We start from the raw sequence: 15078 nt of genomic DNA on the forward strand, positions 1-15078 counted from the left end.
GATCTGCGTCGGAGTCTTCGGCAGGCTGGCGGTCACATGCGGAACAGGCCGAACTTCGTGTCTTCGATGGGCGCATTGCGCGTGGCCGACAGGCCCAGCGCCAGCACGCGGCGCGTGTCGGCGGGGTCGATCACGCCGTCGTCCCACAGCCGCGCGGTGGCGTAGTAGGGGTGGCCCTGGCTCTCGTACTGCTGGCGGATGGGGGCCTTGAAGGCCTCTTCTTCCTCGGCACTCCACTGGCCGCCCTTGCCCTCGATGCCGTCGCGCTTGACGGTGGCGAGCACGCTCGCGGCCTGGTCGCCGCCCATGACGGAGATGCGCGCGTTGGGCCACATCCACAGGAAGCGCGGCGAATACGCCCGCCCGCACATGCCGTAGTTGCCCGCGCCGAACGAGCCGCCGATGACGATGGTGAACTTGGGCACGGCGGCGGTGGCCACGGCGGTGACCATCTTGGCGCCGTTGCGCGCGATGCCCTCGTTCTCGTACTTGCGGCCCACCATGAAGCCGGTGATGTTCTGCAGGAACACCAGCGGGATCTTGCGCTGGCAGCACAGCTCGATGAAGTGCGCGCCCTTGAGGGCGGACTCGCTGAACAGGATGCCGTTGTTGGCGATGATGCCCACGGGCATGCCCTCGATGCGCGCGAAGCCCGTGACCAGCGTGGTGCCGTAGCGCGCCTTGAACTCGTCGAACTCGCTGCCGTCGACGATGCGGGCGATGATCTCGCGCACGTCGAAGGGCTTGCGCGTGTCCACCGGAATCACGCCGTACAGCTCATCCGCTATGAATTTAGGAGCAACAGAGGCATGCAATTCCCCGGCATGGGCCTTGTTTCTATTCAAATTGCGCACCGCGTTGCGGGCCAGCTGCAGCGCGTGCAGGTCGTTTTGCGCCAGGTGGTCAGCCACGCCGGACAGGCGCGTGTGCACGTCGCCGCCCCCTAAGTCCTCGGCCGTCACGACCTCGCCCGTGGCCGCCTTCACCAGCGGCGGGCCGCCCAGGAAGATGGTGCCCTGGTTCTTGACGATGATGGATTCGTCGCTCATGGCCGGCACGTAGGCGCCCCCGGCGGTGCACGAGCCCATCACGACGGCGATCTGCGCGATGCCCTGCGCGCTCATGTGCGCCTGGTTGTAGAAGATGCGGCCGAAGTGGTCGCGGTCGGGAAACACCTCATCCTGGTTGGGCAGGTTGGCGCCGCCCGAGTCCACCAGGTAGATGCACGGCAGGTGGTTCTGCGCGGCCACCTCCTGCGCGCGCAGGTGCTTCTTCACCGTCATGGGGTAGTAGGTGCCGCCCTTCACCGTGGCGTCGTTGCACACCACCATGCAGTCCACGCCGCTCACGCGGCCGATGCCGGCGATCAGGCCGGCACCGGGCGCGTCGTTGTTGTACATGTTGAGCGCGGCCAGGGGCGCCAGTTCGAGGAACGGCGTGCCGGGGTCCAGCAGCATCTGCACGCGTTCGCGCGGCAGCAGCTTGCCGCGGGCCGTGTGCTTGGCGCGGGCGGCTTCGCCGCCGCCCTGGGCCACCTGGGCGGTGCGGGCGCGCAGGTCATCGACCAGGGCGCGCATGGCGGCGGCATTGGCCAGGAAGTCGGCCGAGCGGGCATTGAGTTGGGATTCGAGGATCATGCGGTGGTGCTTTCCTGCAGGCCGAGCTGTTCTTTCATGGCGTCGCGGATCTTGAATTTCTGGATCTTGCCGGTCACCGTCATCGGGAACTCGGCGACGAATCGGATGTAGCGCGGCACTTTGTAGTGCGCGATCTGCCCCTTGCAGAACGCGCGGATGTCGTCCTCGGTGGGCGCGGCCGTGCCGGGCTTGGGAATGATCCAGGCGCACAGCTCTTCGCCGTAGCGGGCATCGGGCACGCCCACCACCTGCACGTCCTGCACCTGCGGGTGGCGGTAGAGAAACTCCTCGATCTCGCGCGGGTACACGTTCTCGCCGCCGCGGATCACCATGTCCTTGATGCGGCCGACGATGTTCACGTAGCCCTCGGCGTCCATGGTGGCCAGGTCGCCGGTGTGCATCCAGCCCGCATCGTCGATGGCCTCGCGGGTCCTGGCCGGGTCGTCCCAGTAGCCGTGCATGACCGAGTAGCCGCGCGTGCACAGCTCGCCGCGCTCGCCCACGGGCACCACGGCGCCGGATTCGGGGTCGATGATCTGGATCTCCAGGTGCGGCTGCACCTGGCCCACGGTGGACACGCGCTTGTCCAGCGGCGTCTCGGTGCTGCTCTGGCAGCTGACCGGGCTGGTTTCGGTCATGCCGTAGGCGATGGTGATCTCCGACAGGTGCATGTCGCTCACCACGCGCTTCATCACCTCGATGGGGCACGGCGAGCCGGCCATGATGCCGGTGCGCAGCGTGGACAGGTCGAACTCGGCGAAGCGCGGGTGGTCCAGCTCGGCGATGAACATCGTGGGCACGCCGTGCAGGCCGGTGCAGCGCTCGGCCTGCACCGTCTCCAGCACCTTGAGCGGATCGAAGCCGTCGCTCGGGTACACGATGGCCGCGCCGTGCGTGAGACAGGCCAGGTTGCCCAGCACCATGCCGAAGCAGTGGTATAGCGGCACGGGAATGCACAGCCGGTCCTCGGGGGTGAGCCGCATGCACTCGCCGATGAAGAACCCGTTGTTCAGGATGTTGCGGTGCGTGAGCGTGGCGCCCTTCGGAAAGCCCGTGGTGCCGCTCGTGAACTGGATGTTGATGGGGTCGTTGGCGTCCAGCGTGGCGGCCACGGCATCGATGCGCGCATCCTGCGCGTCGCCGCGCGCCATCAGTTCGGAAAACCGCAGCAGGCCGGGCGAGTCGTCGCCGCCCGCCGCGTCTCCCGGCGCGCCGTCGATCCACACCACCGTGCGCAGCTGCGGCAGCCGGTCGGACTGCAGTGCGCCAGGCGTGCCGGCGGCCCACTGCGGCGCCAGTTCGCGCAGCATGCCCAGGTAGTCGCTGGTCTTGAAGCGCGCCATGGTCACCAGCGCCTTGCAGCCGACCTTGTTGAGCGCGTATTCCACCTCTGAGGTGCGGTAGGCGGGGTTGATGTTGACCAGCACCAGGCCCACCTGCGCGGTGGCCAGCTGCATGAGCACCCATTCGGCGTTGTTGTGCGACCAGATGCCCACCCGGTCGCCCGGGTTCAGGTCCAGCCCCAGCAGCGCGCTGGCCAGGCGGCGCACCTCGGTGTGCAGCTGGCCGTAGGTGTAGCGCAGGCCCTGGTGCACGCTCACCAGCGCCTCGCGGTCCGGCTGGCGCTGCGCCATGTCGCTGAAGAAGGCGCCGATCGTCTGCTCGATCAGGGGCACCGCCGTGCTGCCGCGTGCAAAGGCGGAAGTCAACGGGGCGGTCGGGCTCACTGGGTCCATGGCAATGTCTCCTCGTGTGGCACGCCCCCGGCCCGGCCGGGAACGGCGATGGGCCGCAGCATACGCCCGCCCGGGCCCGGACCGCATGACAGATGGGGTCACAAAGGTTGCAATATGCGCCACACAAGGCAAACTCCCCCCATGCCCGAACCCGCCACCGCCCTGCCCCGCACCGCCCCCCACGCGCCCACCGCTGCCACGCCCATGGCCTTCGTGCGGGCCATCGTGCAGGCCTACACCCAGCGCGGCATGGACGCCTCGGCCGTGCTGCGGCAGGCACAAATCACGCCATCGGACATCGCGCATCCGCACGGGCGCATCACGGCGCTGCAGATGGAGCAGCTCTCCGACGGCGCCATGCGCGAACTGGACGACGAGGCCCTGGGCTGGTTTGGCCGGCGCCTGCCCTGGGGCAGCTACGGCATGCTGGCGCGGGCCTCGATCAGCGCGCCGCACCTGGGCCTGGCCCTGCAGCGCTGGTGCCGCCACCACGGCCTGCTGACCGACGACATCGCCCTGCACCTGACCAGCGACGGCGCCACCGCCACGCTGGCGATCACCGAACACCGCGACCTGGGCACGCTGCGCGAGTTCTGCCTGGTCTCGATGCTGCGCAACGCGCTGGGGCTGGCCTGCTGGCTCATCGATTCGCGCCTGCCGCTGCAGGGCGCGGATTTTCCTTTCGCGCCACCGCCGCACCAGGCGGCCTATCCGCTGCTGTTCGCCGGCCCCATCGCCTTCCGCGCGCCGCATGCCGCGCTGCGCTTCGATGCGCGCTATCTGGCGATGCCGCTGCAGCGCGACGAGAACGCGCTGCGCACCATGCTGCAGCGCGCGCTGCCCCTGACCGTGCGCCAGTACCGGCGCGACCGCCTGCTGGTGCAGCGCGTGCGGCAGGCGCTGGCAGCCGACACTGGCACGCTGCAGGGCGCGGACGCGCTGGCCGAGCGGCTGCACCTGTCGCCGCGCACGCTGCACCGCCAGCTCAAGGAAGAAGGCGCGTCGCTGCAGGCGCTGAAAGACGAGGTGCGCCAGCACCGCGCCATCGAATGGCTGCACCGCACCGACCGGCCAATCAAGCAGGTAGCGCAGGCCGCGGGCTTTCTCAACGAAAAGAGCTTCATCCGCGCGTTTCGGGGCTGGACGGGGCAGTCCCCCGCCGCGTTCCGCCGCGCCGCCCGGCTGGCGGGCGGGGGTGGATTCGGCCAGGGCGTGTGACCTAAGCCTTGCCGGCGGCGGCCTCGTCAGGAATGGGGCGCACGAACAGCTTGGCATAGCTGCGCAAGGTGCCCGATTGCGACAGGTCGTCGGTGATGAACGCCTGGTACTTGGCGCTCAATGCATCGCCCGACGCGCCGCTGCCATGGTTGACCTGATCGAGAAAATCCTGCCGCATCTGCTGCAGTTGCGCGTGCGACATCCCACGGTCCTTCAGCGCCTGGAACGCCGCCTCCCGCTTCATCCCGGCGAGGGCGATGGGCTTGGCTCCTGCGGCCGCGGGCACCGCCGCCGGCGCTTGCTGCACCTTGGCGGAGAACTTCGGCGCCTCCTGCCGCCCGGCGCCCGCATTCGGCCGGGGACCTGCATTCGGCTTGGGCTCCGCGTTCGGCCGGGGCCCGGCATCGGCCTGGGGACCGGTGTCTGGCTTGGGGCCGGCATCCGCCTTGGCACCTCCGGCGCCCGCTTTCGGCGGAGGCGGCAAAGCCGTCAGAAAATCCACCACACCGGCGGTGTCGTTCAACAGCAACTGCTTCAGCTCCGGCTCGGTGAAGTTCTCGCGCAGCCGCTGCCAGTTCTCGGCACGGACCTCGGGGCCCTTGCCCGGGGCATGGCCGCCCAGGATCGCCACGAGATCCTTCAGCCTCGGTGGGTCCATGCGATCGATTTCATGCAGCTGGAAAACGGCCAGCACCTGGGCCGCAGGCGATTTCGGCAGTGCCGGCGTTGTCAGGAACTTCATCACGGCGGCAGTCTTCTTCAGCAGCAACTGCTGCAGTTCAGGCCCTTTGAACTGGCTGCGCAGCAGCTTCCAGTTCCGGACCAGCAGCGCCGGGTCCACGCCCAGGGTGCGCCCGCCCAGGAGCTTCGTGAACTGCTTGACCTGCATCGGGGTCATGCGGTCGACTTCATGCAGCGGGATGCTGGACAGCACCTGCGCGACCGTCGGCTTCACCGGAACGATCGGTGGCGCGCCCGGCCGCCGGGCATGGGCGCTGGCGTGTCCCGCGAACTTCTGCGGCGCAGGCCCCCGGCGGTCGGTGGCGGTGGCGCTGTCGGCCGGGTGGCCCGCCGCCCTGCGCTGCGGCATCGGCCCCGTGCCCGCACCGGGCTTGGAGCGGCCCTGCCGCGCGGGCTCCCGGTACTCCGGAACGGCATTGGCACCGCGTTCGGAGGCGCTGTTGAAACGGGAAGAAGGGCTCTTGGGAATGTGAATCGACATGGGCGGCTCCTGAGAGAGGGCAGGAAGCGGTGCCACGCACCACGCCCCATCCCACCGCACCGGATCGTGGGCGCGAAAGCCCCGGACCGGCCGCGGCGGAGCGAACCCATGCCCCGCGCTGCGAAGGCGCGTCGGCATGGCCGCCCCGGTCACCCGCCCCGACGGCACCGGCAGACCGTGGCCGCCGTGCCGCCGCCTCTCCGTCAACCCAGCAGTTCGGGCAACTCGGCCATGTGGACCATCACGTGCACCGCCCCGGCGGCGCGCAGCGCCTGGGCCGACCCGTGTCCCACGGGCGCCGGGCTGTAGCCGACCACCGTGGCGCCCGCCGCCACGCCGGCCTGCACGCCCGTGACCGAATCCTCCACCACCAGGCAGCGCGCCGGGGCCACGCCCAGCGCGGCGGCCGCGGCCAGGTACACATCGGGCGCGGGCTTGGTGCGGGGCATTTCGTGGCCGCTGAAGACGCGGCCCTGGAAGAACGGCGTCAGCCCCACCTTGGCCAGTTGCAGCTCCACCTTGAAGCGGTCGGCACCCGACGCGCAGGCGATGCGCCCCCCGAGCCGCGCATGCACGTCACGCACGGCATCGGGGGCGCCGGGAATGGGGCCCAGCTCGGCCTGCAGGGCGGCATTGCGGCAGGCGTAGAAATCGGCCATCCAGGCGTCGGTCAGCGGCTGGCCGGTTTCGGCCTCGATGCGCGCCGCCTCGCTGCGCACGGCCTTGCCCAGAAAGATGGCCAGGCATTCCTCGGGCGTGAGCGACCAGCCCGAGGCTTCGAGCCGGTCGCGCAGCACGCGGTGGGTGATGGGTTCGCTGTCCACGAGCACGCCGTCGCAGTCAAACAGCACGGCGTCGTAGGAAGAAGGCAGGACGGATGGGGGCATGGCAGGGTCGGGGCGGGAGCGCGCAGGATCGGCGCGAGGGGCAGGCAGCACAGGCACTGCGTGCGATGCATCCGGCGGCGCCGAAGCCGGCGCCGCTGGAAACCAGCCCGGAATCTACCGCATGCCTGCGGCGGCCCGGACGCTGCCGGCCTTCACGGGTAGGTGATGCCCGCCAAGGGGTTGCGCATCGCGAGCGCGCCGCCGACCGAGACCGAGAACCGCGCACTCTGGCTGGTGCCGAGATCGGTGACACCCACGTCGCTGTAATAGAACAGGCCCTGGGCCGCCCGCGCATTGAACTGGGACTGCAGCTGCGCCAGGCTCTGCGCACCGCTCGACGGCTCCACGCTGTAGCGGATGGCACCGCTCTGGGCCGCGCTCTTTTCGAAGATGCTCGCGCTCGCGCCCGCCTGCAGCACGAAGTCCCCGATCCACAGGCGGCCTTGCCCGCCCTGCTCGTCCAGCCGCTGGCGCAATGCGTCGCCGTAGGTGGCCGGGGACGACGGCAAGCCGTCCAGGCCCACGTAGGCATAGGTATTGGCCGACGAATCCTTCATGTAAAGGTTGAAGGATTCACTGCCTGCCACCATCGGCCCCACCAGGCGAAAACCGCGCGCGCCCTGCGCGTTGAGCTGGGCCACGAAGCCGTCGCGCGACAGTGCGGACGACATCGGCTGCCGCTCATAGGTGTAGGTGAGGGACTTGGATGTGTCCTTCACGAAGAGACCCTGGATGCCTGATGCCGAGCCGAACGACAAAGGCGCCTTGTACGCGAAACCGCCCGCGCCCTGCTGGTTGAGCAGCGCCAGCAGCGCGTCCGCCGTGGCGGGCTGCGCGATGGCCGCGTATTGCAGGCGCGATCCGGCATGGGCCGTGTCCTGCAGGTAGAAGTCGCCCGATGCCTGCGCGCTGCCACCGGCATCGGCCACGAAGGTGGACACGAACGCGTAGCCCTGGGCGCCCTGGGCGTTCATGGCCGCCAGGGCGGCCTCCATCGACGTGGCCGCGCTTTCCTGGCGGTATTGGCCGGTCACGCTGGCGGGGGCCGGAGCGGGCGAAGGCGCCGGAGCGGGCGTGGTCGGCTCGGGCGAGGGGGCGGGTGCGGGCGTTCCCGGGGCGGTCGGCGCCGTGGGGTCGCCACTGCCGTCGCTTCCGCCGCAGGCGGCCAGCAGGGAGACGATCAAGGCCGCAGCCGTTCGGCGGGTCAGGTCCGCAGTGTTCATGGTGTGTTTCCTGAAAAGGGGTTGAACAGGTGCCCTCCCGGAAGGGAGAACACCCACGATCGCAGCGGACGCCCGTGGTCCGGCCACAAAGGCGCCGGCACGTCCCTGCGTCGGGGTGACTGGCATCAAAGCAACGGACGCGGACGATATCCACCCGGTTCGGTGCAAGGAGCGGGTGATTTTCAGTACATTGCATCCCATGCCCTCCCCCCTTTCGGGGGGTATTTGTTACGCGGTGCACCGGTTCCGAGGGCGGGCAGCCTGCACCGGCACGGAAGTTTCCTTGAGCTTTTCTGAACCCCTGCGCCTTGGCGGCGACTCTTACGGGCTGGTCGTGGACGACCACCCTCTCGTCGCACACGGCATGGCCGCGTTCCTGCGGTTACACAAGAAACTGGACGATGCGGTGAGCGCGGGCAGCCCGGCCGAAGCCCTGCGCACCATCGCCCAGCGCGGTGCCCCAGCCATCGCACTGGTGGATTTCTGGCTGGCCGACGGGGCCACCGACCTGTTCGTGCGCGACGTGCTGGCGCTCGCGCCGGCCACCCGCGTGCTCATGGTCAGCGGCGACAGCCATCCGGCCATCTTGCTCAAGGCGCGGGCCAGTGGCGCCCATGGCTTCGTTCACAAGCAGGAGGCGCCCGAGGCGTTCGCCGCCGCGGTGAGCGCGGTGCTGGACGGTGGCACCTGGTTCGACGCGGCGCCGGACGGCTCCCCGCCCGTGGCCGACACGCCGCTGGCGCGTGAGGTGCCGCTGGCCCCCGCCGACCTGGGGCTGACGCCGCGCCAGGGCGAGATCCTCGCCTTGCTGCTGCAGGGCCTGCCCAACAAGCCCATCGCCGCCGCGCTGAACGTGTCCGAGCACACCGTCAAGGAGCATGTGACGGCCATCCTGCACAAGCTGCAGGCGCGCAACCGGGTGGAGGCCATCGCCAAGCTGCGCGGCGTGCGGCTGGAAGTGCCGCCAGCGCACTACCCGCGCTGAGCCCGCGGCCGAGCCGCCTGCCCGGTCACGCCGGGTCCGTGCGCGCCAGCCAGCGCGACAGCACCGCGTGCAGCGCCTGCGGCGCCAGCGGCTTGCGGAACACGAGGTAGCCGTCGTCCTCGGCCTGCACCAGCGCCGGGGCGTCGTGCTCGCCGCTCACCATGGCGCCGTGCGCATGGCCGCAGCGCGCCAGCAGCGCCTGCAGCACGGCCAGGCCGCTCTCGCCCGCGCCCAGCCGGTGGTCGCACAGCACGGCATCGGGCACGAAGCCGCCGTCCACCCGGGCCATGGCCCGCGCCCCGGTGGCCGCCCATTGCACCTGCAGCCCCCACGACTGCAGCAGTTGGGACAGCGAAGCGGCGATCTGCGGATCGTCCTCCACCAGCAGGCAACGCCCCTGCAGCGAGGCCATGCGTTCGGCCCAGAGCGCCGCCGGCTGCAGCAAAGGCTCGGCCGGCAACGGGCCGCCGGGCTGCGCCGCCGGCAACTCCAGCCAGAAGCACGAGCCCCGGCCCGGCGTGGATTCGAACCCGTGCCCGGCGCCGATCAGCCCCGCCGAGCGGGCCACCACCGACAGCCCCAGGCCGTGCCCTTCGGCCTGCTGCACCTGGGCCTGATCGCTGCGGTAGAACGGTGCATAGATGCGGTGGCGGTCCTTGGGGGCCACGCCCGCACCGGTGTCCCAGACCTCGATGCGCCAGCGGCCACCCCGCGCCCGCGCCCCCAGCAACACCCCGCCCGAGGCGGTGTAGCGCAGCGCGTTCTGCGCCAGGTTGAACACCATCTGGCGCAGCAGCGCCGGGTCGCCGCGCACCGCCGCCTCGCGCCGGCGCGGCAGGCGCAGGCGCAGGTGCAGGCCGCGCAGTTCGGCGTCGGGCGCGAACACGGCGGCCACGTCGTCGAACAGGGCGCGCAGGGACACGGTCTCCTCGCGCACCGTGAAGGTGCCCGCCTCGATGCGCGACAGGTCCAGCAGCGCGTTGAACATGAAGTTCAGCGATCGCACGCAGCTCTGGACGTCCTGCAGCACGGCGTTCAGGCGAACGTCGCCGTTGCGCTGCAGGGCCGTTTCCAGCAGCAGGCCCATGGCGTGCAGCGGCTGGCGCAGGTCGTGGCTGGCGGTGGCGATGAACCGGTTCTTTTCCTCCAGCGCGCGCTCGGCGGCCTCCTTGGCGGCGCGGTACTGCTCTGCCAGCCGCGCGCGCTGGCGCTCCATCTCCACCTGCTGCACCACGAAGCGGCGCGATCCCCAGGCATGGCGGCACAGCACGGCGCCGTACAGCAGCATCAGCGGCAGCAGGTAGTGCCAGCGCTGCGGGAAGTACCAGTAGATCGCCAGCGTGGGCGGCAGGTAGCTGGCCGCGAAATAGCGCCAGAAGATGACCGGCACCGGGGCGAGGAACGTCGTGGCCGACGCGATGACCGCGCACAGCACCATGTACAGGAAGAGCCGGAATTCGAGCGGGGCCGCGGACATCGTGAGAAAGACAGGCAGCGTCCACATCAGCCCCGTCCCCAGGGACAGCCACTGGAAGATGCGCTCCCATTTGGGCACGGCCACCGCATCGGGCAGCGCGGCGTCGCGCTGCAGGCCGCGGCGCAGCCGCAGCAGCCCCAGGGCCACGACCCCGAAGAGCACCCACCAGACGATCAGCGGACCGGGCGGCGCGAAGCGGCCGTAGAACCCCACCAGCACGCCGGGGATGACCACCGCGGCGATCTCCGAGGAGCCTCGCGAGGCCAGCGACTGCAGCAGCCGGCGGCGCACGGCCAGGTCCAGCGCCTGCCCGCCGGCCTCCTCGATCCCGCCGGCCCGGGATGCCGGCGGGCCCAGCACATCGGGGACTGCGGATACGGATGCGGAAACGGGCGTCACCGCGCCGCCGGAGGGATCGGGCATGCGGCAGCGCCTAGCGGAGGTCGCCGTCCACGTAGAACCAGCGTCCGTCCTGCCGCACGAAGCGGCTCAGTTCATGCAGGCGGTGGGCACGGCCGCCGGGCATGCGCTGGCGGGCGACGAACTCGACCTCGGCGCGCTCGCCATCCAGGCGGCGGTGCGCACGCACTTCCAGGCCCAGCCAGCGCACGCCCGGATCGAACGCCACCTGCGCGGGCCGATGCGCCACCTCCCAGGTGGCGAGCAGGTAGGGCGCCTGCTCGCGCACGAAGGCGGTGTAGCGCGAGCGCATGAGGCTTTCCGCATCGGGCGCGGGGGTGGTGTCGAAGTGGTCGATGTAGCGGCCGCAGCACCCGGCGTAAGGCAAGGGCCGGCGCTGCGGCGAGGGGCCGCAGGAACGGCCGCAGGGGCACGCGGCAAGGCCATCGGGCGGGGCGGGCGATCGTGGGGTGGCCGGGCTCACCGTCTCGCCCCCTGTCATTTCAGCGCCCCGAACACCTTGCGCAGGATGGCGCTGCCCGAGCCGACCGGGTCCTGGCGGATCTTCTTTTCCTCCTCGCCGATCATGAGGTACAGGCCGTCCAGGGTCTTGCCCGTGACGTACTGCGACAGGTTGGCATCTTCCTGCCGGATCAGGCCGAACCCCGCGGCCTTGCTGGCGAAGGCGTTGTACTGCTGCGTGAGCCCCACCTGCTCGATGGCGCGGTTCACCACGGGCAGGAAGCGCTCGCCCAGTGGCACCCGGGTCCTGCGCGCGAAGAACTCGGTCACCGAGGTTTCGCCACCGGCCAGGATGCCCTTGGCATCGGCCACGGTCATCGTCTGCACCGCGCCCACCAGCAGGTCGCGTCCCATCGGCACGGCCTGCTCGGCTGCGCGGTTCATGGAAGTCACCAGTTCGTCGATGCGGCGGCCCTGCCCGAAGCGGCGCATCAGCTCCGCGGCTTTTTCCAGGCGCGCCGGCAGCGCGATGCGCACCTGCGGGTTGCCCAGAAAGCCGTCGGGCCGCCCGAGCAGGGACACGGCGGCCTGCGCGCCCTGCGCCAGCGCGGCTTTCACGCCGCTGGCGGCATCGGCGCCGGACAGGTCGCCCAGCGACAACGCCAGCGCTTGGCCGCGGGCGGCCAGCAGCCCCAGGGCCAGGGCCCCGGCGCACGCGCGGTGGTGGAAGGTGCGACGCTGCATGGCGGTCCTTTGCTGCAAAAACGGAAAGCAAGAAAGCGGCCCGGCTCGGGCCCGAGGGGCGCATTCTTGCAGATGGCACACTGCACCCCGCCCATGTCGGGCGCAACTGGAGAATGGCCATGTTGGCAATGAGCGTGCCGTGGTGGGAATTCATCGTTCGCGGGGTGATCGTGTACCTCTTCCTGCTGGTCTTCCTGCGCCTGACCGGCAAGCGCCAGACCGGGCAGACCGCGCCGTTCGACCTGGTGCTGCTGCTGATCCTGTCGAACGCAGTGCAGAACTCGATGAACGCGGGCGACAACTCCCTGGTGGGCGGGCTCATCTCGGCCCTGACCCTCATCGCCTGCCATGTGCTGCTGGCCCAGCTGACCTTCCACTTCCCGCGCCTGGCGCACCTGGTGGACGGCAAGCCGGAGGTGCTGGTGCAGGGCGGCCAGGTGAACGCCGCACTCATGCGCAAGGAACTGATCTCCACCGAGGACCTCGCCGCCGCGCTGCGCGCCGGGGGCAGCCTGCACCTGCACGAGGTGGAGCGGGCCACCATCGAGACCAACGGCCAGATCACCGTGGTGCTGCGCGAGCGGGGCACGGGATCATGACAGAATAGGCCTCCAGCGCAATACCTTCTAGGGCATATAGCTACAAATTTAATAGCAAAATATGACCCAGGTCATTGCCCCCTTCTTCGTTTCCCACCACTCCACACTTCTCTGGATCCCATCGGAACACCCCCATGAATCTTCTGCTCCTGAGCAACTCCAGCAGCGACGCAGGCTATCTCACCCATGCGCTGGACTGGGTCCGCGACTGGGCCGCGCTGCCCTCCGGTCCGGGCGGCGCGGACGCCGGCGAGGCGCTCTTCATTCCGTTCGCCGGCGTCACGCGCGGCTGGGACGACTACGAGGCCCTGGTGGCGCAGGCCCTACGGCCGCTGGGCCTGAACATGCGGTCGGTGCACCACGCGGTCGATCCGCTGGCCGCCGTGCAGGGCGCGCGCCGCATCGTGGTGGGCGGAGGCAACACCTTCGCGTTGCTGGGCCACCTGCGCCGCCAGGGCCTGCTGCCCGCGATCGCCGCCCGGGTGCGCGCCGGCGATGCGTCGTACCTGGGGTGGAGCGCGGGCTCCAACATCGCCTGCCCCACCATCCGCACCACCAACGACATGCCCATCACCGATCCCGGCGGGCTGGAGGCGATGGGCCTGGTGCCGTGGCAGATCAACGCGCACTACACCGAGGCCCACCCGCCCGGCCACCGCGGCGAGACGCGGCAGGAGCGCCTGCAGGAGTTCTGCGCGCTCAACCCCGGCACCCCGGTGCTGGGCCTGCCCGAAGGCACGGGCGTGCGGGTGCGGGGCGATGCGCGCACCCTGGTGGGCGACGTGCCCGCCCGGCTGTTCCATGGCGCGGCCACGCCCCGGCTGCTGAATGCGGGACCGTTGCCGGCCAACCTCTGAACCAGCGGCGGCGTTTGCGCCGGGCGCCAAACCGGTGCGCCAGGTGGAGGACTAGAAGACCTGGTGCGTGGTGCGCTCGCGGCCGATATAGCTGTTTTGCGCGGTGAAGCGCGCCTGTATCGCCGTATCAGCCCATTGGCCGGGCTCGATGACCAGGCCCTGACCTCTCAGCTGATCGACGTGAAGCCTGAGGCCCTGCAGGCGAGAGCCCGTGGCTTCGACCTCGTCGTCGCTCAGTTGGTTGTCCAGCATCGCGTGCAGTTCATCGTCCACCAGATCATCGATCATGGCCGCCATCGTGGTATCGATCACGGGGGGCAGCGCCGTTCCATAGAACGGCAGGCCACTGCGCGGCCGGATATCGGATGGCCTGCGCAGGTCCTTGCCGAAGCACTGATCGTTGTCGATGCCCGTGACCTTGACATCCCCGTTCGGTCCGACGTCGATGAAGTAGTTGTTGTCATGGCGATCGACCTGGCCCGTCAGGTGGTCCAGCAACTGCAGCTTGGTGACCTCCGCGAAGACCGCCGGATTTTTGAACCAGTCGGCATCGGCGTTGCTCGCCTGCTTGCCGGGTGCGCGCTCCATGAGCAGGCCGAGATCGGGGTCCAACGGGCCCCGTCCGGTGTCGATCAGTGCCAACCGGGTGTCCGCGATCACATCCAGGCCGAGCTTCTTCGCGCAGGACAGGGTCGCGATGTTGCGGATGGCCACTTGCGGATCGTCCATGGGAATGCCGGAAGCACTGCCCACCCAGCCTTTTTCCGTTGCCTTCAGCGGCTTGAACACACTGTCTTGCGCAACGCCATCGGCGTTCTGGACCTTGAGCGCGAAGACGGAAGCGAAGCTGCCCGACGTGAGGTGCTTGGGCTTTTCCAGCACCTGCGCGTCCGTGTAGGCCAACCGAGTGTCGGGCGTGATCTTCAGGTTCAGCTGCCGGTAGAGATGATCGGCCGGGTCTGCCAGCTGGCACAGGACCTCCAGCAGCAATTCACGGTCTTCCTTCAAGACGTTCTGGCCCAAGGTGCCATCCTCGACCGCCATGCGGATCCTGTCCACCGCAACGCGGGCATCGAGCTGACCGGCTTTGGCCACCGCCATCGCATCGGCACGCACCCGCGCCACGAACGCCTCTCTGCGCCGGCCCTCCATGGGCTTTGGTGGCCCATTCAGGCGCGCGCGCCATTTGTCGGCCATCGTGACGGGGGTTTCTCGGCCCGCTCGTTCCTTCAGCCGCTTCATCGCCCGGCCGCCATGGGGCAAGGCCAAATGCAAGAGCTGGTTGCGTTCGGTTCTTTCTTGCTGCCGCGCCTGCTCGAACAGCGCACCCAATGTGGAACGGGGCACGGGGCGGGTGGCTGGCTCTGGCTGGATCTCGCTGCTGGAATGCCTCGAATGGATGGCGGGCGAGGACGGCGCCGTGACAAAAGGCGTCAGGGAAGGCGACACGGAAGGCGATGCCGCGCCGGCCGGGTCAGCGGCTGCGGGCGGTTTTTCAGCCATGGCCTTGGGCAACGCACTGCGCAAGGGCGAAAGTTGCCCGGCCAGCCCCGAGGGCCGCGTGGGCGCGCTGCTCACCAATCCAGCAGGTCCCTGCAGCGCACCGCGGGAAGGCGAAGCGGGCGTGGAGGG

General features: G+C 69.9%; 13 protein-coding genes. 4 read left to right on the forward strand and 9 right to left on the reverse strand.

Annotated features, from left to right (window positions below):
- Positions 1-32: 32 nt before the first annotated feature.
- On the reverse strand, positions 33-1637 hold the full coding sequence (locus R1Z03_RS17810; RefSeq protein WP_272565326.1) for a carboxyl transferase domain-containing protein: 1605 nt from the start codon (positions 1635-1637) through the stop codon (positions 33-35).
- Positions 1634-3373, reverse strand: a complete 1740-nt coding sequence (locus R1Z03_RS17815; protein WP_284404689.1) for an AMP-binding protein — start codon at positions 3371-3373, stop codon at positions 1634-1636. The genes R1Z03_RS17810 and R1Z03_RS17815 overlap by 4 nt, the downstream gene beginning before the upstream one ends.
- Before the next feature lie 141 nt (positions 3374-3514).
- Between R1Z03_RS17815 and R1Z03_RS17820 the strand changes: the two genes are divergently transcribed.
- Positions 3515-4591: an AraC family transcriptional regulator gene (locus R1Z03_RS17820; protein ID WP_284429625.1), complete on the forward strand. Its 1077-nt coding sequence runs from the start codon at positions 3515-3517 to the stop codon at positions 4589-4591.
- Position 4592: 1 nt separating this feature from the next.
- Here R1Z03_RS17820 and R1Z03_RS17825 read toward each other — a convergent pair whose 3' ends face one another.
- From R1Z03_RS17825 to R1Z03_RS17835, 3 genes are all read right to left on the reverse strand, one after another.
- Entirely contained in the window at positions 4593-5813 is a 1221-nt protein-coding gene (locus R1Z03_RS17825) for a hypothetical protein (RefSeq protein ID WP_317353471.1), read from the reverse strand.
- 203 nt (positions 5814-6016) lie between these two features.
- On the reverse strand, positions 6017-6700 hold the full coding sequence (locus tag R1Z03_RS17830; RefSeq protein ID WP_317353474.1) for an HAD family phosphatase: 684 nt from the start codon (positions 6698-6700) through the stop codon (positions 6017-6019).
- Positions 6701-6852: 152 nt separating this feature from the next.
- Complete coding sequence (locus R1Z03_RS17835; protein ID WP_317353477.1) at positions 6853-7923, reverse strand: hypothetical protein; 1071 nt, start codon at positions 7921-7923, stop codon at positions 6853-6855.
- Between the two features lie 283 nt (positions 7924-8206).
- Here R1Z03_RS17835 and R1Z03_RS17840 point away from each other — a divergent pair, with 283 nt between their 5' ends.
- Positions 8207-8908 (forward strand): response regulator transcription factor, encoded by a 702-nt coding sequence (locus R1Z03_RS17840; protein ID WP_317353480.1) that lies wholly within the window; start codon positions 8207-8209, stop codon positions 8906-8908.
- 25 nt (positions 8909-8933) lie between these two features.
- Here R1Z03_RS17840 and R1Z03_RS17845 read toward each other — a convergent pair whose 3' ends face one another.
- Genes R1Z03_RS17845 through R1Z03_RS17855 form a run of 3 tightly spaced genes read right to left on the reverse strand, consistent with a single transcriptional unit; the run spans position 8934 to position 11990 of the window.
- A complete protein-coding gene (locus R1Z03_RS17845; RefSeq protein WP_317353483.1) occupies positions 8934-10808 on the reverse strand; it encodes a hybrid sensor histidine kinase/response regulator in 1875 nt (624 codons plus the stop codon).
- 10 nt (positions 10809-10818) lie between these two features.
- Positions 10819-11286 (reverse strand): YchJ family protein, encoded by a 468-nt coding sequence (locus R1Z03_RS17850; protein WP_372588165.1) that lies wholly within the window; start codon positions 11284-11286, stop codon positions 10819-10821.
- Entirely contained in the window at positions 11283-11990 is a 708-nt protein-coding gene (locus tag R1Z03_RS17855) for a DUF4197 domain-containing protein (RefSeq protein ID WP_284427288.1), read from the reverse strand. The genes R1Z03_RS17850 and R1Z03_RS17855 overlap by 4 nt, the downstream gene beginning before the upstream one ends.
- Positions 11991-12109: 119 nt before the next feature.
- Here R1Z03_RS17855 and R1Z03_RS17860 point away from each other — a divergent pair, with 119 nt between their 5' ends.
- Together R1Z03_RS17860 and pepE are read left to right on the forward strand one after the other, a co-directional pair.
- Positions 12110-12589, forward strand: coding sequence for a DUF421 domain-containing protein (locus R1Z03_RS17860; RefSeq protein WP_272565338.1), 480 nt, complete (start codon positions 12110-12112; stop codon positions 12587-12589).
- A gap of 134 nt (positions 12590-12723) precedes the next feature.
- The gene (pepE, locus tag R1Z03_RS17865) at positions 12724-13446 is read left to right on the forward strand and encodes a dipeptidase PepE (RefSeq protein WP_317353492.1); all 723 of its coding nucleotides are present in this window, start codon (positions 12724-12726) and stop codon (positions 13444-13446) included.
- A gap of 51 nt (positions 13447-13497) precedes the next feature.
- On the opposite strand, the gene R1Z03_RS17870 is transcribed toward pepE, so the two are convergent.
- Positions 13498-15024, reverse strand: a complete 1527-nt coding sequence (locus R1Z03_RS17870) for a hypothetical protein (protein WP_317353496.1) — start codon at positions 15022-15024, stop codon at positions 13498-13500.
- Between the last annotated feature and the right edge of the window lie 54 nt (positions 15025-15078).

It is taken from the genome of Acidovorax sp. BLS4 (assembly GCF_032929295.1).
GTDB lineage: Bacteria > Pseudomonadota > Gammaproteobacteria > Burkholderiales > Burkholderiaceae_C > Paracidovorax.

Coding starts and splice junctions, on each gene's coding strand:
- R1Z03_RS17810 (WP_272565326.1), bottom strand. CDS start 1,637: ATGATCCTCGAATCCCAACTCAATGCCCGCTCGGCCGACTTCCTGGCC.
- R1Z03_RS17815 (WP_284404689.1), bottom strand. CDS start 3,373: ATGGACCCAGTGAGCCCGACCGCCCCGTTGACTTCCGCCTTTGCACGC.
- R1Z03_RS17820 (WP_284429625.1), top strand. CDS start 3,515: ATGCCCGAACCCGCCACCGCCCTGCCCCGCACCGCCCCCCACGCGCCC.
- R1Z03_RS17825 (WP_317353471.1), bottom strand. CDS start 5,813: ATGTCGATTCACATTCCCAAGAGCCCTTCTTCCCGTTTCAACAGCGCC.
- R1Z03_RS17830 (WP_317353474.1), bottom strand. CDS start 6,700: ATGCCCCCATCCGTCCTGCCTTCTTCCTACGACGCCGTGCTGTTTGAC.
- R1Z03_RS17835 (WP_317353477.1), bottom strand. CDS start 7,923: ATGAACACTGCGGACCTGACCCGCCGAACGGCTGCGGCCTTGATCGTC.
- R1Z03_RS17845 (WP_317353483.1), bottom strand. CDS start 10,808: ATGCCCGATCCCTCCGGCGGCGCGGTGACGCCCGTTTCCGCATCCGTA.
- R1Z03_RS17850 (WP_372588165.1), bottom strand. CDS start 11,286: ATGACAGGGGGCGAGACGGTGAGCCCGGCCACCCCACGATCGCCCGCC.
- R1Z03_RS17855 (WP_284427288.1), bottom strand. CDS start 11,990: ATGCAGCGTCGCACCTTCCACCACCGCGCGTGCGCCGGGGCCCTGGCC.
- R1Z03_RS17860 (WP_272565338.1), top strand. CDS start 12,110: ATGTTGGCAATGAGCGTGCCGTGGTGGGAATTCATCGTTCGCGGGGTG.
- pepE (WP_317353492.1), top strand. CDS start 12,724: ATGAATCTTCTGCTCCTGAGCAACTCCAGCAGCGACGCAGGCTATCTC.